Here is a 23,223-nt window from a genome sequence, read left to right as displayed (position 1 = left end):
ATACCCCGGGCTTCTTCTCCTGCCAGCTCTTAACGCTTGCTGATTTGATCGAACGTTCCGCCATTCGAGAAGTGTTCTTTTTGCGCTTTCGTCCAGCCGCCGAACGTTTCATCAATGGTAAAGAGTTTCAGCTTCGGAAACGCATTTTCGTATTTTTTCGCCACATCCGCATCACGCGGACGGTAGTAGTTTTTCGCCGCAATCTCCTGACCTTCCGGTGAGTAGAGATACTTCAGATAGGCTTCCGCCACGGCCTGAGTGCCTTTCTTCTCGGTCACTTTATCCACAACGGAGACCGTCGGTTCAGCCAGAATGGATTCGCTCGGCGTCACGATTTCAAATTTATCTTTGCCCAGCTCATTGGTCGCCAGCAGCGCTTCGTTCTCCCAGGCGATCAGCACGTCGCCGATGCCGCGTTCGACAAAGGTATTGGTCGAGCCGCGTGCGCCAGAGTCCAGCACTTCGACATTCTTAAACAGCGCCTTCACAAAGTCCTGCGCTTTTGCCTGATCGTTATTGTTGTGGTGCAGCGCATAACCCCAGGCAGCCAGATAGTTCCAGCGTGCGCCGCCGGAGCTTTTCGGGTTAGGCGTGATCACCGAAATGCCAGGCTTAACCAGATCGTTCCAGTCATGAATTTGCTTCGGGTTGCCTTTACGCACCAGGAACACAATGGTGGAGGTGTAAGGCGCAGAGTTGTCCGGCAGGCGTTTGATCCAGTTTTTATCAATACGACCACGCTCGGCAATCGCATCCACATCATAGGCCAGTGCCAGCGTCACCACATCCGCCTCAATACCGTTAATCACCGAGGTCGCCTGTTTGCCTGACCCGCCGTGTGACTGACGAATCACCACGTTATCGCCCGTTTCTTGCTTCCAGTGTGCGCTAAACGCTTTGTTGTACTGCTCGTACAGCTCACGCGTTGGATCGTAAGACACGTTCAGTAATTGAATATCCTTTGCCAGAACGCCGCTGGCTACCAGCAGCAAAGTTAACCCCACGCCCCATTTGTTCATCGCCCAACTCTCTTATGTTGTGTTGTGATGAGCAAAGCGTGCCAGAAAGGCATCCAAACATTAAAGAATAAAAAAAGATTGGCTATAACGTGAGGGAATATATGGAGGGCTTATGCCGGATGGCGGCTGACGCCTTATCCGGCCTACAAGTCTTTGCGATCTGTAGGCCGGATAAGCGTAGCGCCATCAGGCGCAGAGAAGAATCAGTACAGTTTCTTCGCGCAATCCAGCCAGTCACCTTTGAACGGACGCTTCATGTTTTCGATAGCATCGATGATGTCATGGTGAACCAGTTTTTCGTTCTGAATACCGACGCAACGACCACCGTGACCTTCCAGCAGCAGTTCAATGGCGTAAGAACCCATACGGGACGCCAGGATGCGGTCATAAGGCACTGGAGAACCGCCGCGCTGGATGTGACCCAGTACGGTCGAGCGGGTTTCACGGCCCGTCTCTTTCTCAATGTAATGCGCCAGTTCGTCGACATCGCACATGTGCTCAGTGATTGCCACGATAGCGTGTTTCTTACCCTTCGCAATACCCGCTTTGATTTCAGCAACCAGATCGTCACGGCTGAATTCCACTTCCGGTACCACAACGAACTCACAGCCACCGGCAATCGCTGCCGCCAGCGTCAGGTCGCCACAGTAACGCCCCATCACTTCAACGATAGAGATACGCTGGTGAGAAGACGAGGTGTCGCGCAGACGGTCAATCGCTTCAACCACGGTGCCCAGCGCCGTAAAGTAACCGATGGTGTAGTCAGTGCCTTTGATATCGTTATCGATAGTGCCAGGCAAGCCGATGCACGGGAAGCCCATTTCAGTCAGGCGTTTCGCACCCATGTAAGAACCGTCACCGCCGATCACCACCAGCGCGTCGATTCCACGTTTTTTCAGGTTTTCGATAGCCACGGCGCGGACATTTTCGTCACGGAACTCCGGGAAACGAGCGGAACCCAGGAAGGTACCACCGCGGTTAATCATGTCGGACACGCTATAACGGTCAAGTTGCACCATGCGGTCTTCGTACAGACCCAGGTAGCCATCATAAATCCCCATGACTTCCAGTCCTTCCGTCAGTGCTGCGCGCACCACACCACGGATTGCTGCGTTCATGCCCGGCGCATCACCGCCGCTTGTCAACACACCGATTTTCTTAATCATGACTACCTCTGAACTTTGGAATGCAAAATGAAGTCTGTTGCCGGAAGTCGATCCTGCATAGCGAGACGATCCAACGAATATGCAAATAGTATAACAATCACGTCCTGCTGAATTGATTCAGGTCAGGCCAAATGGCGGTAATTTATACACAAAATGCGGGTCTGGCTCTCTTTTTTACGCTCACTTACGAAAGCTCAAACCTTTTGCCTTCCCTGGGAACGACGGAACACGGGTCCTGATGGATAATGACATCGGAGCCCGGAAAACGCCGTAAAATCGCCTGCTCTACCTGTTCAGCCACAACATGCGCCTGAACGAGCGGCAGATTATCTTCCATTTCCAAATGAATCTGAATAAAGCGGGTCGGCCCTGACTGCCGCGTACGGAGATCGTGAGCACCACTGACACCCGGCCATGATGTCACGATGTCAAAAATTTCCTGACGTTCTTCATCGGGTAATGCGCGATCCAGTAACGACTGCACGGCATCATAACCCATGCGTAACGCGCTATATAAAATATAGATGCCAATCCCCAAAGCAAACAACGCGTCTGCACGATGCCAGCCGTACCAGGCCAGACCGAGCGCCACGAGAATCGCGCCGTTCATCATAACATCAGACTGATAATGAAGCATATCCGCCCGTACTGCCTGGCTTTGCGTCCGCTTCACCACCCAGCGCTGAAACGAGACCAGCACCACAGTACATATCAGGGCGATAATGGTAACCACAACCCCCACGCCGGGTTCGTTCATCGGCGTGGGGGTAATCAGATGCTGGATACCCGTTAAAAATAAAAACAACGCCGAACCGGAAATAAACATGCTTTGCGCCAGCGCAGCCAGTGATTCCGCTTTGCCATGACCAAAGGTATGTTCATCATCCGCGGGCTGCAGCGAATAGCGCACCACTAACAGGTTAGTGAGCGACGCGGCAATATCCACCAGCGAGTCGACCAGTGCCGCCAGAATACTCACCGACCCGGTGTACCACCACGCAAAAATTTTGATCAAAAGTAACAGCGATGCCATCACTGTCGCGGCAATGGCCGCCCGACTGACTAACCGCCCATAGGATTGATTCATAAACACTCCTGCCATTTCATGCCGGTAGTATAACGGATGGTGTAAGACAATCAGCGATTATGACGATGACAATTTACAGGCAAAAAAAACCCCCACATCATGTGGGGGAAGACAGGGATGGTGTCTATGGCAAGGAAAACAGGGTTTACTACTGGGAACGTGAGTTGCTACTACTCAATAACTTCAACGAAGAACTTTTTTGCCAGTGCGTCACGTCGCGCAATTGCTCCATTCTTTGTTGGTGCTTCTCGTTTAAAACCGCTTGCTGCTCGGGGGTAAGCAGGCGATACATCTGGTTGCGAACGCGGGCCATTTCGACCTGTCTGGCAACCTGTGCCTGCGCCATTTTTTCTGCCTGAGCGCGCACAGCGGTTTCATCAAAATTTTCTGCAGTAATAAGACGATGCATCGTCTCCATTTCGCTAACATTAACAGGCGGCTGCTCATGGCGGGCCTGTCGCATCAGATCTCTCATCTGTTGACGTTGATGTTCGGTTAAACTTATGCCGTCAAACATATGGCTCTGTACAGTGCGCGGCGCAGAGGATTCTCCCGGGTGCCAGTTATCGCCTGTAACGACTTCAGCTGCATGGCTAACCGTACTGAGTGCCAGCGTTGAGGCCATGACGGCAGCGGTAACTTTGCGCATCATTTGCTCCCAAAATCTTTTCTGTCGCGATTCAACGAGAGACAGTTTACGATTCGGGCTGCAAACATGCGTCAGGGGGTGTAAAACAACGTAAAGTCATGGATTAGCGACGCCTGATGACGTAATTTCTGCCTCGGAGGTACTTAAACAATGAATAAAATCCTGTTAGTTGATGATGACCGAGAGCTGACTTCCCTGTTAAAGGAGCTGCTCGAAATGGAAGGCTTCAATGTGCTGGTTGCACACGACGGGGAGCAGGCGCTTGAGCTTCTGGACGACAGCATTGATTTACTTTTGCTTGATGTGATGATGCCGAAGAAAAACGGTATCGATACATTGAAAGCGCTTCGCCAGACACACCAGACCCCCGTAATTATGCTGACCGCCCGCGGCAGCGAACTGGATCGCGTACTCGGCCTTGAGCTGGGTGCAGATGACTATTTACCGAAACCATTTAACGATCGTGAACTGGTCGCCCGTATCCGCGCGATCCTGCGCCGCTCGCACTGGAGCGAACAGCAGCAGAGCAGCGATAACGGCTCGCCGACGCTGGAAGTGGATGCCCTTAGCCTTAACCCGGGCCGCCAGGAAGCCAGCTTTGATGGTCAGACGCTGGAGTTAACTGGTACCGAATTCACCCTGCTCTATCTGCTGGCGCAGCATCTCGGCCAGGTGGTATCGCGTGAACATTTGAGCCAGGAAGTGCTGGGTAAACGCCTGACGCCTTTCGACCGTGCCATCGACATGCATATCTCCAACCTGCGGCGCAAACTGCCGGAGCGGAAAGACGGGCATCCGTGGTTTAAAACTCTGCGTGGTCGCGGCTATCTGATGGTTTCCGCTTCATGATAGGGAGCTTAACCGCGCGCATCTTTGCCATCTTCTGGTTGACGCTGGCACTGGTGTTGATGTTGGTACTGATGTTACCCAAGCTCGACTCACGCCAGATGACCGAGCTACTGGACAGCGAACAGCGCCAGGGGTTAATGATTGAGCAACACGTAGAAGCTGAACTCGCGAACGATCCACCGAATGATTTGATGTGGTGGCGTCGCCTGTTCCGTGCGATTGACAAGTGGGCGCCGCCAGGACAGCGGTTATTGCTTGTGACTACAGAAGGACGCGTGATCGGCGCTGAACGCAGCGAAATGCAGATCATTCGTAACTTTATTGGTCAGGCGGATAACGCCGATCATCCGCAGAAGAAAAAGTACGGTCGCGTTGAAATGGTGGGGCCCTTCTCCGTCAGAGACGGGGAAGATAACTACCAGCTTTACCTGATTCGACCAGCCAGCAGTTCCCAATCCGATTTTATCAACCTGTTGTTTGACCGCCCGCTGTTGTTGCTGATTGTCACGATGTTAGTCAGTTCCCCGCTGTTGTTATGGCTGGCGTGGAGCCTGGCAAAACCGGCGCGTAAGTTGAAAAACGCGGCGGATGAGGTGGCTCAGGGTAACCTGCGTCAGCATCCGGAACTGGAAGCCGGTCCGCAGGAATTTCTTGCCGCAGGCGCCAGTTTTAACCAGATGGTGACCGCGCTGGAGCGGATGATGACTACGCAACAGCGTCTGTTGTCTGATATCTCACACGAACTGAGAACCCCGCTCACCCGTTTGCAACTGGGGACCGCGCTGTTGCGTCGTCGCAGCGGCGAAAGTAAGGAACTGGAGCGTATTGAGACGGAAGCGCAGCGTCTGGACAGCATGATCAACGATCTGCTGGTCATGTCGCGCAATCAGCAGAAAAATGCGCTGGTCAGCGAAACGATGAAAGCCAATCATCTGTGGGGTGAGGTGCTGGATAATGCCGCCTTTGAAGCCGAACAGATGGGCAAATCGCTTACGGTGAATTTCCCGCCGGGACCGTGGCCGCTGTACGGAAACCCGAACGCGCTGGAAAGTGCGCTGGAAAACATCGTCCGTAATGCCCTGCGCTATTCACACTCGAAGATTGAAGTCGGCTTCGCAGTGGATAAAGACGGAATTACGATCACGGTGGATGATGATGGTCCTGGCGTCAGCCCGGAAGACCGTGAGCAGATTTTCCGCCCGTTCTATCGCACCGATGAAGCACGCGATCGCGAATCCGGCGGCACCGGTCTGGGTCTGGCAATTGTAGAAACCGCCATTCAGCAGCATCGCGGCTGGGTGAAAGCCGAAGACAGCCCGCTGGGCGGTTTACGGCTGGTGATTTGGTTGCCGTTGTATAAACGTTCGTAACGGTATTATGCCGGATAGTGGCGTAAACGCCTTATCCGGCCAACAAATCTCCACGAACGGTAGGCCGGATAAGTGTAGCGCCATCAGGCATTTTTTCCGTTGCCGGATAGCAGCGCTTATTTGCCCCACAAACGCCGGGATTGATCTTCGATTTTGCCGCTTAAACGGCGCTTTTGCATCGTTCGCGTCCAGCTCTTCGACAGCCCCGCCGCTGACAGTAAACGATGGTACTGTTCATCATCAAAAGGCATATGCCAGGCTATGGCGATCGCCTCCTGTACGCTGACGTCGCTAACGCGGGAGACCAGCTCCAGTGGCGCATCGGCTGACACCATGCCTGGCGCAATCACACTACACAGCCAACCCGTTTTGCCGCAGTTCTGCATCAGGCTCGCCATATCGCTAATACCAAAGTGGAAATTAAGCTTAAAGCACGGTGAGCGCGGCTGTGTGACCTGAATCAGCGCTTCGCCCCAACGGAAAATATCGCCGATATAGACATTGTGTTCCGTCAGGCCATCGGTAGAGAGGTTCTCACCAAACGCCGGGGCCACGAATTGATCCGCCTGATCGGGGAACTCCCGCGCCCAGTACAGATAATGTTCGCGCGGATAATGGCACAGCGCACGATCGGGCCCGCCGTGGATTTTCGTTTCTGCCTGTTCATCACCTTCCAGACCCAGTTCCGTCAGCATCAGTTCGCCATCGACCTGAATTTTGCCAATTGCACTGGGGCGGCTTCCCGCGTAGTCCTGAATCTTGCCGCTGAACACGTCTACTGGATATCGCATCTGGCCCTCTCCCTGATCAATTTGCCTTATTTAACCACAATTATTTTACCTCAACCGCGCAAAATGAGAGCAAGGTTCACACGACGCGCAAATATCCATGCTATCAATGGAAGTGATTTTGAAACGGCATTTCATAATAAGGAGTCAACAACGTGACAGGTCAAACGCAGTTTGCTGGCGTCTGGTGCCCCTCCATTACGCCAATGGATCAGGATGGTAATATCGATCTCAACGGTCTGAGCCAACACCTTCAACGCCTCACTGACGCAAAAATCGACGTGATTTTGCTGATGGGCAGTATCGGAGAGTTCGCTTCCTTCACCCTTGACGAACGCCTGCTGTTGATTCGCGAGGCGCGCGCCATGAGCCCATTGAAGATGGTGGCTAACGTCTCCTCCACCTGCATCCACGATGTCTTGCGGATGGCACAGGAAGCGTATCGCACAGGCTACGATGCAGTGATGGTTCTGCCACCCTATTACTACGGTCAAACGCCGAAGCAACTGCTGAGCTACTTCCGCCAGTTGGGGCAAAAGCTCAGCGGGAAATGGTTTGCCTACAACTTCCCGCCGCGCACCGGCAGCGACTTAACGCCGGATCTGGTTGCCCAGCTTGCCAGCGAGTTCCCGAACTTTGCCGGGATCAAAGATACCGTTGACTGTCAGTCGCATACCCGCAGGATGATCGAGGCAACGCAGGCCGTGCGTAACGACTTTGCCGTCCTTTCAGGCTATGACGAGTACTTCATTCCTAATCTGCTGGCTGGCGGCGCGGGGATTATCTCTGGGCTCAACAATGTGATGCCGGAGCTGTTTGTCAGCGCGCGTGAGGCGTTCATGGCCGGTGACCTGGCGGCCCTTCGCGATATTCAGCAGAAAATTGGCGTATACATGTCGATTTATGCCATCGGCGAAGATTTCGTCACCACCATCAAGACGGTGGTATCGCGCAAGTTTGGCTATTGCACAGGGGTTTCACGCAATGCGGGCGGCGAGTTGAACGAACACGATTGCCGGACGATTGATGAGGTGTTTGGTCGTTAATAGACAAGGCCCGGTGAGATTCACCAGGCCTTTTTATGACGCAAAAACAAGCCGGATAAGCGTAGCGCCATCCGGCATTATTGTATTATTTCACTGCATGCTGGATGTCGACTGCCGCCACTTTTGCTTTGACCTTCTTCGACCAGATGGAGGTGATAATCGGCACCAGGATTGATGTCACAATCACCGAGGTGGCGACCAGCGAAGTTGCAGCCGGTGCCATCGGTTTAAACGCGGGCACCATTTCTGCAATCAGTACCGGCGTCGCCACTGCAGCCCCTGCTGAGCTGGACGCCGCAATCCCTGCTGTACCGTCGCCGCCGCCAATCAGTTTATCGGCAATAATCAGCGGAATACCGGTGACGATAATCACCGCCACACCCAACAGAATACCCAACAGACCGGTCTGTGCTATCACGCTCAGATCGATGGTGTTACCCAGCGCAAAGGCGAAGAAAGGGATCAGCGTCTGGACGGCTTTACTGAAGAATTCACGCAGTTCCGGGTCAAGGTTACCCAGCGTAAAGCCCACCAGGAAAGGCAGCACTGCGCCGACAAACACATGCGGTTCAAACGACGCAATCCCGGCCGTACCGAGGATGATCATCGTCATCAGCGGTCCGGACTCTAGCGACATCAGAACAAATGCCCCGGCCTCTTCTTTGGTGCCGTACTGTTGCATAATGGACGCGTACAGCCCGCCGTTGGTCATGTCCATTGCCGCAACCAGCGCCAGTGTCGACAGCCCGGCAAAGAATCCTGCCTCCACGCCATGTTCAGGAATAATCCGCGAGGCAATCGCCGCCACTACCCACGCCACGGCAATTTTAGTCACCACCAGCGTCCCGGACTTACGCAGGACGGTACCCGTCGCGCTTAGCTTGATGGAGGCTCCCATGCAGAAGAACCACACGGCCAGAATAGGCACCGTGCCAGTGATCATCCCGTTGGTGAATGAGCCAAAATATTTCCCCGCGTCAGGAGAGAACGTGTGACACAACGCGCCCAGGAACAGAGGGACGAGCATCATGCCACCAGGAATTTTTTCTATCGTGCGTTTAATCTGCATTTCCATCACCTTCCGATGTAAAGATGTGTCAACGATAGACATTCAGCACAATAATAAAAGTGATCCCAACCACACAATAAAACAATGTTTCAATTTTTGTGGATCACTGTTTTTCATTCGATTTTGATCACAAAAAAACCCCACCGGCCACGCCGACGGGGTCATATAAACGCGATGTCTTGTTAAATAAGACTTATTTTTTTGCAGCGAAACGCGCAGCCGCTTCGTCCCAGTTCACCACGTTCCAGAACTCTTTGATGTAGTCCGGACGACGGTTCTGGAATTTCAGGTAGTAAGCGTGTTCCCACACGTCCAGGCCCACAATCGGGAAGCCAGACGCACCAGAAATTGCTTCACCCATCAGCGGGGAATCCTGGTTTGCGGTTGAAACGACCGCCAGCTTGTCGCCTTTCAGCACCAGCCAGGCCCAGCCGGAACCGAAACGGGTGGCAGCAGCTTTTTCGAATTCTGCTTTGAAGTTATCAACAGAGCCGAAATCACGTTCGATAGCCGCTTTCAGATCGCCCTGCAGGGTAGTGCCCTTTTTCAGGCCTTTCCAGAACAGGCTGTGGTTAGCGTGACCGCCCGCATTATTACGCAGAACGGTTTTCTTGTCGGCCGGTACCTGATCCAGTTTAGCGATCAGCTCTTCAGCAGACAGGTTAGCGAATTCAGGCAGACTTTCCAGCGCCGCGTTGGCGTTGTTTACATAGGTCTGGTGGTGTTTGGTATGGTGGATTTCCATCGTCTGCTTATCGAAGTGCGGTTCCAGCGCATCATAAGCGTACGGCAGGGATGGCAGTGTATAACTCATAATCATCTCCATTATTGTCGAGCGGCCGGGTGTTAACGCCGCGTAAGCAGTTGGTTCATTATAGTTAATTAAATGATATTGAAAATGATTATCAATGCCGTACTTTTACTAAGGTTATTACATTAACGTCTATTGCTGATTATGTGAGCCATATCACCCACTTAACCGGGTCTTTGCCAGAAAGGGAAAATCGCGGCAATCGGCAAAAGGTTATACATCTGCGCAATTTTTAAACTCATGACGTCGGAAGGCTAGAAACGACGATAAAAACAATGAGGATGATGTGATGAGTAACGCGATTACGATGGGTATTTTTTGGCATTTGATAGGTGCGGCCAGTGCAGCCTGTTTCTATGCCCCGTTCAAACAAGTGAAACAGTGGTCATGGGAAACCATGTGGTCGGTCGGTGGGATTGTCTCGTGGCTGATCCTCCCGTGGACCATCAGCGCCATGCTGCTGCCTGACTTCTGGGCCTACTACAGTTCATTCAGCCTTTCCACTCTACTGCCGGTGTTTCTGTTCGGCGCCATGTGGGGCATCGGCAATATCAACTACGGTCTGACCATGCGCTACCTCGGCATGTCGATGGGGATTGGCATTGCCATCGGCATTACGCTGATTGTCGGTACGCTGATGACCCCTATCATCAACGGCAATTTTGATGTGTTGATTAACACCGAAGGCGGGCGTATGACGCTGCTCGGGGTGCTGGTTGCGCTGATTGGCGTCGGGATCGTCACCCGCGCGGGCCAGCTCAAAGAGCGTAAAATGGGCATCAAAGCCGAAGATTTCAACCTGAAAAAAGGGCTGTTGCTGGCGGTAATGTGCGGCATTTTCTCCGCAGGCATGTCGTTTGCGATGAACGCGGCGAAACCGATGCATGAAGCCGCCGCGGCGCTGGGTGTAGACCCGCTGTATGTCGCACTGCCAAGCTATGTAGTGATCATGGGCGGCGGCGCGTTGGTCAACCTGGGTTTCTGTTTTATTCGTCTGGCAAAAGTAAAGAGCCTGTCGGTAAAAGCCGACTTCTCTCTGGCAAAATCGCTTATCATCACCAACGTGCTGCTGTCCGCACTGGGTGGCCTGATGTGGTATTTGCAGTTCTTTTTCTACGCCTGGGGCCACGCGCGCATTCCGGCGCAATATGACTACATCAGTTGGATGCTGCACATGAGTTTCTACGTGCTGTGCGGTGGTATTGTCGGTCTGGTACTGAAAGAGTGGAACAACGCCGGGCGTCGTCCTGTCAGCGTCCTGAGTCTGGGATGTGTGGTGATCATCATCGCCGCCAACATTGTCGGTCTGGGTATGGCAAGCTAATCCGTTGAATTACTGAGATGACGCCACTGACTGGGCGTCATCCCGGTTTCCCGCGTAAACACCACAGAAAAGTAATTACTGTCTTCAAAGCCACACTTCATCGAAATCTCACCGATCATCAGACGGCTGTGCTGAAGTAAATATTGCGCATGACAGACGCGAACCTGGCGCTGATACTGGTTAATCGTCATTCCGGTCTGGCTACGAAACTGCTGGCGCAGCACGCGTTCACTGCACGCTTCCCGATCGCAGAAGACATCCAGCGCAAACGGACGCTCCAGACTGGCGGCCAGCGCGGTAATCAGTTTATCCAGCAGCGTTTCGCTGGAGGTCGCTGGCAGCGTGTCGGTCGCATAGCGATGACGCTTCAACGTCATCACCAGTTGGCCAAAGAGCAGCTCCGCCATGTCGTTGGCGATCGGATCGTGCTGGTTACTTTCATGCTCAAGCTGGCTTATCACCTGGCGCGCCTGCGTCATACCCACACTACCCAGTCGCCAGTGCGGCTGTCGCGGTGTGCCGTTAAAACCCGGGATCGCGCTCTCCCAGCCCAGATTCAGCTTTAGCCGCTCCGGACAATAGATGATGTTCTGTAACACGAGATCGTTAACGGAGGTGTAAGAGTGCTTGTCTTCGGCGCGAATATAAAACAGATCGCCACGGGTGATGCGATAGGGACGGTCATTGAGCACATGCAGACCATTGCCGCGCCAGACGATCACCAGCTCACAAAAATCATGCGTATGTTCGGCAAACACATCCTGCGGATAGCGATCGGCGACAGCGACGGCCTGTCCGGCATTCGCAAAGAAGTCATCTTTTAGAAGAATCAGTTGATTCGCCACCTGAATATTCCTTGCCGGATGATGGCTTCGCCTTATCCGACCCGCAAATTACGTCAACACCCAGGCCGGATAAGATTTCCGGCATCACAGATCGATGATTATTAACATTCTGGCGGCGAAAAACGTTGATAGCATTCGCGTTACTGAAGTAACGCATCCCGTCCCTGGCGAATGTCGCGCGGCGACCAGTCAAATTCACGGCGAAACAGAGTCGAAAAGTGGTTACTGTCGCCAAAACCACAGCGATAGGCGATTTCTGTGACGCTTTCATCGCTATGACGCAACAGATGGCGGGCTTTGATTAAGCGCAGACGGTTAAGATAGCGCTGCGGCGTCAGCCCAGTCTGTTGTTTCAACTGGCGGTGCAGCGTGCGCAGGGAAAGCGAGAAGCGATCGGCCAACGCCTCCCAGCAGACCTCCTCCGCAAAATGATCTTCCAGCCAGGCCATCAACTGGTTCAGGCGCGCATCGTTATTTTCCGCCCCTTCCATCAGGCTACTTTTGCGCAACAGCACCAGCAGTTGCATAAACAGAATTTCACGATTGGCGACGCCGGGGAGATCGCTCTCATCGCCGTCCTGTTCCATTTTTGCCACCAGTTGGCGCACCTGTTGTAGCGCGCTCTGATTCACCCGCCAGTGAGAGGGATACACGCCATCCTGTTCCTGCGGCAGTAACTGATCTAACCCTGCCAGAAAGCGGAACGCATCGGGCGAACGGTAGAGCACATTGGTCAGGCAAAGATTGTCCGTATGCTCATACAAGTGCCGGTCATGGTCGCGGACAAAGCAAACCGTACCGCCGCTGATGGTATAGGGCTGTCCATTGAATACATGAATACCGGTGCCATGTTCCACAATCACAATCTCATGAAAATCATGATGATGCTCTGGAAAAGCGGACTGAGGTAAGCGGGGCTCAATGGCCACAGGCGCTTTACCTGATGGAAAAAAATCCACGCAGTGCAGTACGGTCATGATGGCATCCAGGTCAAATGAACATGTCAGAAATAGTAATTAAGGGTTAGCCACCTCACCTTAAATTTTTGACATAAAACCGTGCAAACAAGGTCAATTTTTCAAGAAAAGACGGGAAAGATCCGGAAATGCGGACGGCGTCACATCAGGGGAAATCGCGCCTATTACCGGAAACTGTGAACGTTATCACGTTCACCTTTGCTTTCTTGCCAGCGGCCAATTTTGCCTGTCAGTAACAAGAAGGTGAGCCATAACGAGGTTTTCTAGACTGGGCTTAATGAAACTCAGAAGGACCTCACTATGACTTTTCGCCATTGTGTCGCTGTCGATCTTGGCGCCTCCAGCGGACGCGTAATGCTGGCGCGCTATGACAGTGAACATCGCACCCTGACGCTGCGTGAAATCCATCGCTTCGCGAACTGCCTGCAAAAGCAGGACGGTTTCGACACCTGGGATCTCGACAGTCTCGAAGACGCCATTCGCCTGGGGCTGGAAAAAGTCTGCGATGAAGGCATCCGCATTGACAGTATCGGTATTGATACCTGGGGCGTGGACTATGTCCTGATCGATAAACAAGGCCAACGCGTCGGGCTACCGGTTTCTTATCGTGACAGCCGCACCACAGGCGTAATGCAACGCGCACAGGAACAGCTCGGTAAAACCACTATTTATCAACGCAGCGGGATCCAGTTTCTGCCGTTCAACACGCTCTACCAGCTGCGTGCACTGGTTGAACAGCAGCCGGAGTGGGTTTCGCAGGTCGCACATGCCTTGCTGATCCCCGACTACTTCAGCTTCCGTCTGACCGGGGAGTTGAACTGGGAATACACCAACGCTACCACCACGCAACTGGTAAACATCAACAGCGATGACTGGGATGAGACGCTGCTGGCATGGACGGGGGCAGACAACGGCTGGTTTGGTCACCCGACGCATCCGGGCAACGTGATTGGTTACTGGATTTGCCCGCAGAAGAATCAGATCCCCGTGGTGGCCGTCGCCAGTCACGACACCGCCAGCGCGGTGATCGCCTCGCCGCTGGCTGATAAACACAGTGCGTATCTCTCCTCCGGCACCTGGTCGTTAATGGGCTTTGAAAGCCGAACGCCTTACACCAACGACGCCGCGCTGGCGGCGAACATCACCAATGAAGGCGGCGCGGAGGGGCGTTATCGGGTACTGAAAAATATCATGGGTCTGTGGCTGCTGCAGCGCGTGCTGAAAGAGCGCCAGGTGGACGACCTGTCCGCACTGATTGCCGCCACGCACGCATTGCCCGCCTGCCGTTTTCTGATCAACCCGAATGACGATCGCTTTATCAACCCCGCCAACATGAGCGCTGAAATTCAGGCCGCCTGTCGCGAGTCCGGACTGCCGGTGCCTGATAGCGATGCAGAACTGGCGCGCTGTATTTTCGACAGTCTGGCGCTGCTGTACGCCGATGTGTTGCAGGAACTGGCGACGCTGCGCGGCGAGACCTTCAGCCAGTTGCACATTGTCGGCGGTGGCTGCCAGAACGCCCTGCTGAACCAACTGTGCGCCGATGCCTGCGGTATTCGCGTCATGGCTGGGCCTGTTGAAGCCTCTACGCTCGGCAACATCGGTATCCAGTTGATGACGCTGGATGAACTCAACAACGTCGATGACTTCCGCCAGGTGGTCACCGCTAATTACAACCTGACGACGTTTACCCCTAATCCTGACAGTGAGATTGCCCGCTATGTGACGCAATTTCATTCAAAACGACAGACAAAGGAGCTTTGCGCATGACCACTCAACTGGAACAAGCCTGGGAACTGGCGAAACAACGCTTCGCCGCAGTAGGTATTGATGTCGAGGAGGCGCTGCGCCAGCTCGATCGTCTGCCGGTCTCAATGCACTGCTGGCAGGGCGATGATGTAGCCGGTTTCGAAAACCCGGAAGGATCGCTCACCGGCGGTATTCAGGCCACCGGTAACTACCCGGGTAAAGCGCGTAATGCCCATGAGCTACGCGCCGATCTGGAGCAGGCGCTTAGCCTGATCCCTGGGCCTAAACGCCTGAACCTGCATGCCATCTATCTGGAATCCGATACCCCGGTCGCCCGTGACAAAATCAAACCGGAACACTTTAAAAACTGGGTAGAGTGGGCAAAAGCGCATCAACTTGGTCTGGATTTCAACCCGTCCTGCTTCTCGCATCCGCTGAGCGCTGACGGCTTCACGCTGGCGCATGCCGACGACACAATCCGCCAGTTCTGGATCGACCACTGCAAGGCCAGCCGCCGCGTATCCGCCTACTTTGGCGAGCAACTGGGTACGCCGTCGGTGATGAATATCTGGATCCCGGACGGCATGAAAGATGTCACCGTAGACCGCCTGGCCCCGCGTCAGCGTCTGATGGACGCGCTGGACGAAGTCATCAGTGAAAAACTGAACCCGGCGCACCATATCGACGCCGTTGAAAGCAAACTCTTTGGCATCGGCGCAGAAAGCTATACCGTCGGCTCCAACGAGTTCTACATGGGATATGCCACCAGCCGCCAGACCGCGCTGTGTCTTGATGCGGGCCACTTCCATCCGACAGAAGTGATCTCCGACAAAATCTCCGCCGCCATGCTGTATGTGCCGCGTCTGCTGCTGCACGTGAGCCGCCCGGTGCGTTGGGACAGCGACCACGTGGTACTGCTGGATGATGAAACCCAGGCGATTGCCAGCGAGATCGTACGCCACAACCTGTTCGACCGCGTCCACATCGGTCTCGACTTCTTCGACGCCTCCATCAACCGCATCGCGGCATGGGTCATCGGTACCCGCAATATGAAAAAAGCGCTGCTGCGCGCCCTGCTGGAACCCACCGAACATCTGCGCCAACTGGAAGCCAGTGGCGATTACACCGCACGCCTGGCATTGCTGGAAGAGCAAAAATCGCTGCCGTGGCAGGCGGTATGGGAAATGTATTGCCAGCGTCATGACACACCCGCTGGCAGCCAGTGGCTCGAGAGCGTTCGCGCCTATGAGAAAGAGATTTTGAGCAAACGCGGTTAACACATTATTGCCGGATGGCGCTGCGCTTATCCGGCCTACTGACACATTCAACATCGCAGGCCCGATAGGCGCAGTGCCATCGGGCATTGACTAAAACAGGTAGACCTTTTATGCAAAATATTCTCGACGCCTGGTTTGTCCAGGGGATGATTAAAGCCACCTCCGACGCCTGGCTGAAAGGCTGGGACGAGCGCAATGGCGGCAACCTGACGCTGCGTCTCGATGACGCGGATATTGCCCCTTTCAGCGCCGATTTCCATCCTGCACCACGCTACATTGCCCTGAGCCAGCCAATGCCGCTGTTGGCGAACACGCCGTTTATCGTGACCGGCTCTGGTAAATTCTTCCGCAACGTACAACTCGATCCCGCCGCCAATTTGGGCATCGTGAAAGTGGACAGCGACGGAGCGGGCTACCACATTCTATGGGGGCTGACGAACGAGGCGGTGCCCACCTCTGAGTTGCCGGCACACTTCCTGTCGCACTGCGAACGTATCCAGACCACGCAAGGTAAAGATCGCGTGATCATGCACTGCCACGCCACCAACCTGATCGCCCTGACCTACGTGCTGGAAAACAGCACCGCGCTTTTTACCCGCAAACTGTGGGAAGGCAGTACCGAGTGTCTGGTGGTCTTCCCGGATGGCGTGGGCATTCTGCCATGGATGGTGCCGGGCACCGATGAAATCGGCCAGGCCACCGCGCAGGAAATGCAGAAACATTCGCTGGTGTTGTGGCCGTTCCACGGCGTATTCGGCAGCGGCCCGACGCTGGATGAAACGTTTGGACTGATCGATACCGCCGAGAAGTCCGCCGAAGTGTTAGTCAAAGTGCTGTCGATGGGCGGTATGAAGCAAACCATCAGCCGCGAAGAACTGATCGCGCTGGGTAAACGCTTTGGCGTCACCCCGCTCGCCAGTGCATTAGAACTGTATTGATAACAACATCGCGCCCCGCTCACTGAGACGGGGCGAACTCTGTCACCTGCAAATCCAAACCATTCCCCATGGGAATCAACATGATGTGGAGTAAAAGCAATGAATATAAAGACAAGCTTGATCCTCACCGTTGCCGCTCTGGCGTTGTCCGGTTCCGCTTTAGCTGAAGTAAAAATCGCCCTGGTGGCGAAATCGTTAGGTAATGGATTTTTCGAAGCGGCAAACGTCGGCGCTCAGGAAGCCGCCAAAGAGATCGGTGATGTCAAAGTGATCTACACCGGTCCCACCACGACTACCGCTGAAGCGCAGATCGAAGTATTGAATGGGCTGATCGCCCAGGGCGTTGATGCGATCGCCATCTCTGCCAACGATCCCGATGCCGTTGTACCCGTCCTGAAGAAAGCGATGCAGCGTGGTATCAAAGTCGTGTCATGGGATTCCGGCGTCGCGCCTGCAGGGCGGCAGATCCACCTTAACCCGTCAAATAATGCCCTGATCGGCGAAACCAACGTCAAACTCGCCGCCGATGCGCTGAAGGCGTTGAACGTGGAGAAAGGCGATGTGGCGATCCTGAGCGCCACGCCAACGTCGACCAACCAGAATATCTGGATTGCGGAGATGAAAAAGGTGCTTCCGCAGTATCCGTCTATCAACCTGGTGACCGTGGCTTATGGCGACGATCTCTCAGACAAGAGCTACCGCGAAGCAGTAGGGCTGCTCAAATCTTACCCGGATCTGAAAGTGATCGTCTCCCCGTCTTCCGTCGGCATTGTCGCCGCGGCGCAGGCAGTGAAGGATCAGGGCAAAATTGGCAAAGTGTATGTGACGGGTCTCGGCTTGCCATCCGAAATGGCAGGCGCGGTGAAGTCAGGCGCGTCGAAAAGTTTTGCGATCTGGAACCCTATCGATCTGGGCTATGCGGCGACGTATCTGGCGGACGATCTGGTTAAAGGCACCGCCAGCAAAACCGAAGCCAATATGGGGAAACTGGGTAAAGTGCAACTGGATGCCGACGGCAATGGGGCGATGGCTAAGCCATTCGTCTACGATGCCAGCAACATTGATAAGTTCTCAAAAATCTTCTGATCCCTGGATCACGCCGCCGGATGACGTTGTGCTTATCCGGCCTGCGGGTACCGATACGTTTTGTAGGCCGGATAAGCGTTAGCGCCATCCGGCAACACTACATGAAGAGGAGAACTGACATGTCCACCCCTTTATTGCAACTTCATGGGATCAGCAAGATATTCCCCGGCGTGCGCGCCCTTGAGAACGTGCAGCTCGATCTCTGGCCAGGCAAAGTGACCGCACTGGTGGGCGAAAACGGCGCGGGGAAATCCACGCTGGTCAAAGTCATGACCGGCATCTATCAGCCTGATGAGGGGGAAATCCTCTACAAGGCTATTCCTGTTCAGCTCCCGACGCCGGAAGCGGCGCATAAAGTCGGCATCACCGCGATTCATCAGGAAACGGTGCTGTTCGATGAGCTGTCGGTGACTGAGAATATTTTTGTCGGCCAATACCTGTATAAAGGCTTTTTCAAAAAGCTCGACTGGCCAGAAATGCACCGTCGGGCGCAGGCGATCCTCACCCGCCTTGAGGTGCAGATCGATCCGCGCGCCACGCTGAAAACCCTGAGCATCGCCCAGCGCCATATGGTGGCCATTGCCCGTGCGCTTTCCTTTGAGGCCCAGGTAGTGATTCTCGATGAACCGACCGCCGCACTGTCGCAACACGAAATTCTGGAGTTCTATCAAATCGTTGAGCGCCTGAAGCAGGAAGGCAAAGCGATTCTGTTTATCTCCCATAAGTTCGATGAAATCTTTGAGCTGGCGGATCACTACACCATTCTACGCGACGGCGTATTCGTCAGTTCCGGCGACATCCATGAGATTAGCGAAGAGCGGATGGTCGCCATGATGGTAGGACGCGCGATTACCCAGACTTTCCCGAAAGTGGCCTGCGAGAAAGGCGAGACGGTACTGGAGGTGAAAGATCTCTGCCATCCCACTGAATTTGCCCACATTGATTTCACTCTGAGAAAAGGGGAGATCCTCGGTTTCTACGGGCTGGTGGGGGCAGGACGGACCGAATTGATGCAGGCGCTGTCCGGCGTATCCCGGCCTTCTCACGGTGAAATCCGTCTCAACGGACGGCCCATTCATTTTCATCAGCCTGCCGATGCGATTCGCGCTGGTATTGTCTGCGTGCCGGAAGAACGACAAAAACAGGGGGCAATCATTGAAATGAGTATCGCCGAGAACATCAGCCTGCCGCAGTTGAGTAAGCTGAATCCGCGTGGCGTGCTCAATGCGGCGCGAGAGTGGCAACTGGCGGACAGCTATGCTAAACGCCTGCAGGTCAAAGCGTTTAGCTGGCGTCAGGCGGTCGAAACGCTTTCCGGCGGCAATCAGCAAAAGGTGGTGATCGGTAAATGGCTCGCCACCCATCCTGAAGTGATTATTCTCGACGAACCGACCAAAGGCATCGATATCGGCTCAAAAGCGGCGGTGCACCAGTTTATGTCCGAACTGGTGGCGCAAGGGCTGGCGGTGATTATGGTCTCCTCTGAACTCCCGGAAGTGATGGGCATGGCAGACAGAATTATCGTCATGCACGAAGGGTTGATGGTCGCGCAATACCGCGCCGGTGAAGCCACAGCGGAGGCCATTGTCAGCGCCGCCAGCGGCATCAATAAGGAGGCAGCATAATGATTCAGCGCCTGCTCAAACACCGCGAAGCCCTGCTGGCAGCGGTTATTCTCCTGATGATCGCCGCCATCGGCAGTCGCGTCCCGTCGTTTGTCTCTCCTGGCAATCTGGCCGAAATCTTCAATGACACCTCGATTCTGATCATCCTCGCGCTCGGGCAAATGATGGTACTACTGACCAAAGGTATCGATCTGTCGATGGCCGCCAATCTGGCGCTCACCGGGATGATCGTCGCCCTGCTCAACTTCCAGCATCCTGAGATCCCCGTCTGGGCGTTGATATTACTGGCAACCGCCTGCGGTCTGGTGATGGGAATGATCAACGGTCTGCTGGTCTGGAAATTAGGTATCCCGGCGATAGTGGTCACGCTCGGTACCATGAGCATTTATCGCGGCATTATCTTTTTGCTGTCGAACGGCGGCTGGATTAACTCGCATCAGATGAGCGACAGCTTCCTCGTCCTTCCTCGTTTTGCTCTGCTTGGCCTGCCGGTACTGAGCTGGTGCGCCATCGCCGCCGTTATCGTAGTCAGCTACTTCCTGCGCTACAGCCGCACAGGGCGAGCGCTGTACACCGCAGGCGGGAATGCCACTGCGGCGTATTACACCGGGATCAATGCCGGGAAAATGCAGTTCATCAGCTTCTGCCTGTCGGGTGCCCTCGCCGGTTTCTGCGGCTACCTGTGGATTTCCCGATTCGCTGTTGCCTATGTCGATGTAGCTAACGGTTTTGAGTTACAGGTTGTGGCAGCCTGTGTGATTGGGGGTATCAGTACGATGGGAGGAATCGGTCGCGTTCTCGGTTGCCTGTGTGGCGCATTGTTCCTTGGCGTGATCAATAACGCATTGCCCGTCATTGGCATCTCACCCTTCTGGCAGATGGCTATTTCCGGCGCGGTGATCGTGATTGCCGTTCTGCTCAACGAACGCAGCAATAAACACAAAGGCCGGTTAATTCTGCGCAACGCGGCGCTGGCACGGCAAAAACAGGCGGTGAACTCATGAATAAAGTGATGACGTCTGAAGCGAGCGAACGCGCCCCCGATACGCGCGCGGTCTGGCAACGCCTGTTGTGCTGGGAGGGTTTTCTGTTCGCCGTCACACTGGCGGTATTTATCGTCAACGCGCTGGCCTCGCCGTACTTCCTCAATATCTGGAATCTCTCCGACGCAACGTTCAACTTCACCGAAAAAGCGATCATCGTGCTGCCCATGGCGATGCTGATTATCGCCCGGGAAATTGATCTCTCGGTGGCGTCAACTCTGGCGCTGAGTTCGACGGCCATGGGGTTCTGCGCGGCAGCGGGAATGGATACGCCCCTGCTGGTCTGCGTCGGGCTGGGAACCGGACTCTTGTGCGGGCTGCTGAACGGCATCCTGGTGACGCGGTTTAATCTCTCATCCATCGTGATCACCATCGGCACCATGAGTTTGTATCGCGGCATAACCTACATTTTACTCGGCGATCAGGCGCTGAATGCTTACCCGGAAAGCTTTGCGTGGTTTGGTCAGGGCTACGTCTGGGGCGCGCTGTCGTTCGAGTTTGCGCTGTTTATCGTACTGGCGATCGTGTTCACCTTCCTGCTGCACAAAACGAACTTTGGTCGCCGCACCTACGCCATCGGCAATAACCCGGTGGGCGCGTGGTACTCCGGCATTAACGTGAAACGTCACAACCTGATTTTATTCGCTCTGGTCGGACTCATGGCGGGACTGGCCGCCGTGTTGCTCACTTCCAGACTCGGCAGTACGCGTCCCACCATCGCGATGGGCTGGGAGCTGGCCGTGGTAACAATGGCGGTGCTGGGTGGCGTCAATATTCTCGGCGGCTCCGGCAGCATGACCGGCGTCATCATCGCAGCGTTCCTGATGGGGCTGGTGACCTTCGGCCTGAGCCTGCTCAACGTGCCGGGCATCGTGATGTCGATCATTATCGGCGCGATGCTGATCGTGGTGATCTCGCTGCCAATTCTTACCCGCCGAATGATGCAACGACGACGAATCTGAATCCCTCCGGCGACATGGAGTTTTGCCGCCGGAAATATCATCACTTTAAGGAGAAACAACATGAGCTTTATGCTGGCACTTCCGAAAATCAGTCTGCATGGCGCGGGCGCGATTGGCGATATGGTGAACCTCGTAGCGAATAAGCAATGGGGAAAAGCGCTGATCGTCACCGACGGTCAACTGGTTAAGCTGGGCCTGCTCGACAGTCTGTTTGCGGCGCTGGATGAGCACAAAATGTCGTACCACCTGTTCGATGAGGTGTTCCCGAACCCGACCGAAGCGCTGGTGCAAAAAGGCTACGCGGCTTATCAGGACGCGAACTGTGATTACCTCATCGCCTTTGGCGGCGGCAGCCCGATCGATACCGCTAAAGCCGTGAAAATCCTCACCGCGAACCCGGGGCCTTCCACCGCTTACTCCGGCGTGGGGAAAGTGAAAAACCCAGGCGTACCGCTGGTTGCCATTAACACCACTGCCGGAACCGCTGCCGAGATGACCAGCAACGCCGTGATCATCGACTCCGGACGCCAGGTGAAAGAGGTTATCATCGATCCGAACATTATCCCGGATATCGCCGTGGACGATGCCAGCGTGATGCTGGAAATCCCGGCCTCCGTGACGGCAGCAACCGGTATGGACGCGCTGACCCACGCGGTGGAAGCATATGTTTCTGTTGGTGCACACCCGCTGACTGACGCCAATGCGCTGGAAGCGATTCGCCTGATCAACCTGTGGCTGCCAAAAGCGGTCGATGATGGCCACAACCTGGAAGCGCGCGAGCAAATGGCGTTTGGTCAGTATCTGGCGGGGATGGCGTTCAACAGCGCCGGCCTGGGGCTGGTTCACGCCCTGGCGCACCAGCCGGGCGCCACGCATAACCTTCCGCACGGCGTTTGTAACGCCATCCTGCTGCCGATTATCGAAAACTTTAACCGCCCGAACGCAGTGGCGCGTTTTGCCCGCATCGCGCAGGCGATGGGTGTCGATACCCGTGGTATGAGCGATGAAGCAGCAAGTATGGAAGCGATCAACGCCATCCGCGCATTAAGCAAACGTGTCGGTATTCCGGCTGGTTTCAGCCAGCTTGGCGTCACCAAAGAGGATATCGAAGGCTGGCTGGACAAAGCGCTGGCGGATCCTTGTGCGCCGTGTAACCCGCGAACTGCCAGCCGTGACGAAGTACGCGAGCTGTATCTGGAGGCATTATGATCCGCAAAGCGTTCGTGATGCAGGTGAATGCCGACGCACATGAGGAGTACCAGCGTCGGCATAATCCCATCTGGCCGGAGCTGGAAGCTGTGCTGAAAGCGCACGGGGCGCATCATTACGCGATCTATCTCGATGCGCCGCGTAATTTGCTGTTTGCGACCGTAGAGATTGAGTCCGAAGAACGCTGGAACGCCGTTGCCAACACTGACGTTTGTCAGCGCTGGTGGAAGCATATGCGCGACGTCATGCCCGCAAATCCGGATAACAGCCCGGTGAGCGCTGAGCTGAAAAACGTGTTTTATCTGGAGTAATCGATGAGCCCGGTAGACCTCGT

The 23,223-nt window shown here is 54.7% G+C and carries 22 protein-coding genes; 13 read left to right on the top strand and 9 right to left on the bottom strand.

Translation table 11 applies throughout. The features are described 5' to 3' along the window. Positions 1-29: 29 nt before the first annotated feature. From sbp to cpxP, 4 genes are all read right to left on the bottom strand, one after another. Positions 30-1,019 (bottom strand): sulfate/thiosulfate ABC transporter substrate-binding protein Sbp, encoded by a 990-nt coding sequence (gene sbp / locus JTI98_RS06035; RefSeq protein ID WP_216082035.1) that lies wholly within the window; start codon positions 1,017-1,019, stop codon positions 30-32. A gap of 203 nt (positions 1,020-1,222) precedes the next feature. Continuing rightward, positions 1,223-2,185 (bottom strand): 6-phosphofructokinase, encoded by a 963-nt coding sequence (gene pfkA / locus JTI98_RS06030; protein WP_042998908.1) that lies wholly within the window; start codon positions 2,183-2,185, stop codon positions 1,223-1,225. Between the two features lie 184 nt (positions 2,186-2,369). Further along, entirely contained in the window at positions 2,370-3,272 is a 903-nt protein-coding gene (fieF, locus tag JTI98_RS06025) for a CDF family cation-efflux transporter FieF (RefSeq protein ID WP_042998907.1), read from the bottom strand. Between the two features lie 148 nt (positions 3,273-3,420). Continuing rightward, entirely contained in the window at positions 3,421-3,921 is a 501-nt protein-coding gene (gene cpxP / locus JTI98_RS06020; protein ID WP_187251536.1) for a cell-envelope stress modulator CpxP, read from the bottom strand. 150 nt (positions 3,922-4,071) lie between these two features. On the opposite strand from cpxP, the gene cpxR reads away from it, so the two are divergent. Beyond that, a complete protein-coding gene (cpxR, locus tag JTI98_RS06015; protein WP_001033731.1) occupies positions 4,072-4,770 on the top strand; it encodes an envelope stress response regulator transcription factor CpxR in 699 nt (232 codons plus the stop codon). Then, positions 4,767-6,140 carry an envelope stress sensor histidine kinase CpxA gene (gene cpxA / locus JTI98_RS06010; RefSeq protein ID WP_044257455.1) on the top strand — a complete coding sequence of 458 codons (1,374 nt, stop codon included), beginning with the start codon at positions 4,767-4,769 and terminating at the stop codon, positions 6,138-6,140. Before cpxR ends, cpxA begins: the two co-directional genes overlap by 4 nt. Positions 6,141-6,256: 116 nt before the next feature. Here the strand turns inward: cpxA and yiiM are convergent, their stop codons facing one another. After that, complete coding sequence (yiiM, locus tag JTI98_RS06005) at positions 6,257-6,931, bottom strand: 6-hydroxyaminopurine reductase (RefSeq protein ID WP_042998904.1); 675 nt, start codon at positions 6,929-6,931, stop codon at positions 6,257-6,259. Between the two features lie 152 nt (positions 6,932-7,083). Here yiiM and JTI98_RS06000 point away from each other — a divergent pair, with 152 nt between their 5' ends. Continuing rightward, a complete protein-coding gene (locus JTI98_RS06000; protein WP_216082034.1) occupies positions 7,084-7,974 on the top strand; it encodes a dihydrodipicolinate synthase family protein in 891 nt (296 codons plus the stop codon). Between the two features lie 85 nt (positions 7,975-8,059). Here the strand turns inward: JTI98_RS06000 and kdgT are convergent, their stop codons facing one another. Continuing rightward, on the bottom strand, positions 8,060-9,043 hold the full coding sequence (gene kdgT / locus JTI98_RS05995) for a 2-keto-3-deoxygluconate transporter (RefSeq protein WP_044328279.1): 984 nt from the start codon (positions 9,041-9,043) through the stop codon (positions 8,060-8,062). 193 nt (positions 9,044-9,236) lie between these two features. Continuing rightward, the gene (gene sodA, locus JTI98_RS05990; RefSeq protein WP_044257452.1) at positions 9,237-9,857 is read right to left on the bottom strand and encodes a superoxide dismutase [Mn]; all 621 of its coding nucleotides are present in this window, start codon (positions 9,855-9,857) and stop codon (positions 9,237-9,239) included. A gap of 286 nt (positions 9,858-10,143) precedes the next feature. Between sodA and rhaT the strand changes: the two genes are divergently transcribed. Beyond that, a complete protein-coding gene (gene rhaT / locus JTI98_RS05985) occupies positions 10,144-11,178 on the top strand; it encodes an L-rhamnose/proton symporter RhaT (protein ID WP_216082033.1) in 1,035 nt (344 codons plus the stop codon). Here rhaT and rhaR read toward each other — a convergent pair. Both rhaR and rhaS (JTI98_RS05975) read right to left on the bottom strand, forming a co-directional pair. Continuing rightward, positions 11,175-12,023 (bottom strand): HTH-type transcriptional activator RhaR, encoded by an 849-nt coding sequence (gene rhaR / locus JTI98_RS05980; RefSeq protein ID WP_042998899.1) that lies wholly within the window; start codon positions 12,021-12,023, stop codon positions 11,175-11,177. The genes rhaT and rhaR overlap by 4 nt on opposite strands. 140 nt (positions 12,024-12,163) lie before the next feature. After that, complete coding sequence (gene rhaS, locus JTI98_RS05975; RefSeq protein WP_044328282.1) at positions 12,164-13,000, bottom strand: HTH-type transcriptional activator RhaS; 837 nt, start codon at positions 12,998-13,000, stop codon at positions 12,164-12,166. Positions 13,001-13,300: 300 nt separating this feature from the next. On the opposite strand from rhaS (JTI98_RS05975), the gene rhaB reads away from it, so the two are divergent. The 9 genes from rhaB (at position 13,301) to rhaM (ending at position 23,200) form a co-directional block, all read left to right on the top strand. Next, positions 13,301-14,770, top strand: a complete 1,470-nt coding sequence (rhaB, locus tag JTI98_RS05970) for a rhamnulokinase (protein WP_181627954.1) — start codon at positions 13,301-13,303, stop codon at positions 14,768-14,770. After that, complete coding sequence (rhaA, locus tag JTI98_RS05965) at positions 14,767-16,026, top strand: L-rhamnose isomerase (RefSeq protein ID WP_042998896.1); 1,260 nt, start codon at positions 14,767-14,769, stop codon at positions 16,024-16,026. The genes rhaB and rhaA overlap by 4 nt, the downstream gene beginning before the upstream one ends. Positions 16,027-16,136: 110 nt before the next feature. Next, the gene (rhaD, locus tag JTI98_RS05960) at positions 16,137-16,964 is read left to right on the top strand and encodes a rhamnulose-1-phosphate aldolase (RefSeq protein ID WP_042998895.1); all 828 of its coding nucleotides are present in this window, start codon (positions 16,137-16,139) and stop codon (positions 16,962-16,964) included. 99 nt (positions 16,965-17,063) lie between these two features. Next, positions 17,064-18,050: a rhamnose ABC transporter substrate-binding protein gene (gene rhaS, locus JTI98_RS05955; protein ID WP_042998894.1), complete on the top strand. Its 987-nt coding sequence runs from the start codon at positions 17,064-17,066 to the stop codon at positions 18,048-18,050. Between the two features lie 119 nt (positions 18,051-18,169). Then, positions 18,170-19,675: a sugar ABC transporter ATP-binding protein gene (locus JTI98_RS05950; protein ID WP_061069458.1), complete on the top strand. Its 1,506-nt coding sequence runs from the start codon at positions 18,170-18,172 to the stop codon at positions 19,673-19,675. Beyond that, positions 19,675-20,679: an ABC transporter permease gene (locus JTI98_RS05945; RefSeq protein WP_058587294.1), complete on the top strand. Its 1,005-nt coding sequence runs from the start codon at positions 19,675-19,677 to the stop codon at positions 20,677-20,679. The genes JTI98_RS05950 and JTI98_RS05945 overlap by 1 nt, the downstream gene beginning before the upstream one ends. Further along, complete coding sequence (locus JTI98_RS05940; protein WP_046401640.1) at positions 20,676-21,680, top strand: ABC transporter permease; 1,005 nt, start codon at positions 20,676-20,678, stop codon at positions 21,678-21,680. Before JTI98_RS05945 ends, JTI98_RS05940 begins: the two co-directional genes overlap by 4 nt. A 60-nt stretch (positions 21,681-21,740) precedes the next feature. Next, positions 21,741-22,889 carry a lactaldehyde reductase gene (gene fucO, locus JTI98_RS05935; protein WP_042998890.1) on the top strand — a complete coding sequence of 383 codons (1,149 nt, stop codon included), beginning with the start codon at positions 21,741-21,743 and terminating at the stop codon, positions 22,887-22,889. Then, positions 22,886-23,200, top strand: coding sequence for an L-rhamnose mutarotase (gene rhaM / locus JTI98_RS05930; RefSeq protein WP_042998889.1), 315 nt, complete (start codon positions 22,886-22,888; stop codon positions 23,198-23,200). Before fucO ends, rhaM begins: the two co-directional genes overlap by 4 nt. The last annotated feature ends 23 nt before the right edge of the window (positions 23,201-23,223 follow it).

Source organism: Citrobacter sp. MGH 55 (genome assembly GCF_016906145.1).
Taxonomy (GTDB): Bacteria; Pseudomonadota; Gammaproteobacteria; order Enterobacterales; family Enterobacteriaceae; genus Citrobacter_A; species Citrobacter_A amalonaticus.
Note: the sequence above shows the minus strand (reverse complement) of the source record. Positions and strands in the feature narration are given on the sequence as shown.

Bases quoted from the DNA above. Each gene is read 5' to 3' on its own strand.
- JTI98_RS05940 (WP_046401640.1), top strand. From the start codon at position 20,676: ATGAATAAAGTGATGACGTCTGAAGCGAGCGAACGCGCCCCCGATACG.
- kdgT (WP_044328279.1), bottom strand. From the start codon at position 9,043: ATGCAGATTAAACGCACGATAGAAAAAATTCCTGGTGGCATGATGCTC.
- rhaB (WP_181627954.1), top strand. From the start codon at position 13,301: ATGACTTTTCGCCATTGTGTCGCTGTCGATCTTGGCGCCTCCAGCGGA.
- rhaM (WP_042998889.1), top strand. From the start codon at position 22,886: ATGATCCGCAAAGCGTTCGTGATGCAGGTGAATGCCGACGCACATGAG.
- cpxR (WP_001033731.1), top strand. From the start codon at position 4,072: ATGAATAAAATCCTGTTAGTTGATGATGACCGAGAGCTGACTTCCCTG.
- yiiM (WP_042998904.1), bottom strand. From the start codon at position 6,931: ATGCGATATCCAGTAGACGTGTTCAGCGGCAAGATTCAGGACTACGCG.
- fieF (WP_042998907.1), bottom strand. From the start codon at position 3,272: ATGAATCAATCCTATGGGCGGTTAGTCAGTCGGGCGGCCATTGCCGCG.
- rhaT (WP_216082033.1), top strand. From the start codon at position 10,144: ATGAGTAACGCGATTACGATGGGTATTTTTTGGCATTTGATAGGTGCG.
- cpxP (WP_187251536.1), bottom strand. From the start codon at position 3,921: ATGCGCAAAGTTACCGCTGCCGTCATGGCCTCAACGCTGGCACTCAGT.
- rhaS (WP_042998894.1), top strand. From the start codon at position 17,064: ATGAATATAAAGACAAGCTTGATCCTCACCGTTGCCGCTCTGGCGTTG.
- sodA (WP_044257452.1), bottom strand. From the start codon at position 9,857: ATGAGTTATACACTGCCATCCCTGCCGTACGCTTATGATGCGCTGGAA.
- fucO (WP_042998890.1), top strand. From the start codon at position 21,741: ATGAGCTTTATGCTGGCACTTCCGAAAATCAGTCTGCATGGCGCGGGC.
- rhaS (WP_044328282.1), bottom strand. From the start codon at position 13,000: ATGACCGTACTGCACTGCGTGGATTTTTTTCCATCAGGTAAAGCGCCT.
- JTI98_RS05950 (WP_061069458.1), top strand. From the start codon at position 18,170: ATGTCCACCCCTTTATTGCAACTTCATGGGATCAGCAAGATATTCCCC.
- rhaA (WP_042998896.1), top strand. From the start codon at position 14,767: ATGACCACTCAACTGGAACAAGCCTGGGAACTGGCGAAACAACGCTTC.
- pfkA (WP_042998908.1), bottom strand. From the start codon at position 2,185: ATGATTAAGAAAATCGGTGTGTTGACAAGCGGCGGTGATGCGCCGGGC.
- cpxA (WP_044257455.1), top strand. From the start codon at position 4,767: ATGATAGGGAGCTTAACCGCGCGCATCTTTGCCATCTTCTGGTTGACG.
- rhaD (WP_042998895.1), top strand. From the start codon at position 16,137: ATGCAAAATATTCTCGACGCCTGGTTTGTCCAGGGGATGATTAAAGCC.
- JTI98_RS05945 (WP_058587294.1), top strand. From the start codon at position 19,675: ATGATTCAGCGCCTGCTCAAACACCGCGAAGCCCTGCTGGCAGCGGTT.
- sbp (WP_216082035.1), bottom strand. From the start codon at position 1,019: ATGAACAAATGGGGCGTGGGGTTAACTTTGCTGCTGGTAGCCAGCGGC.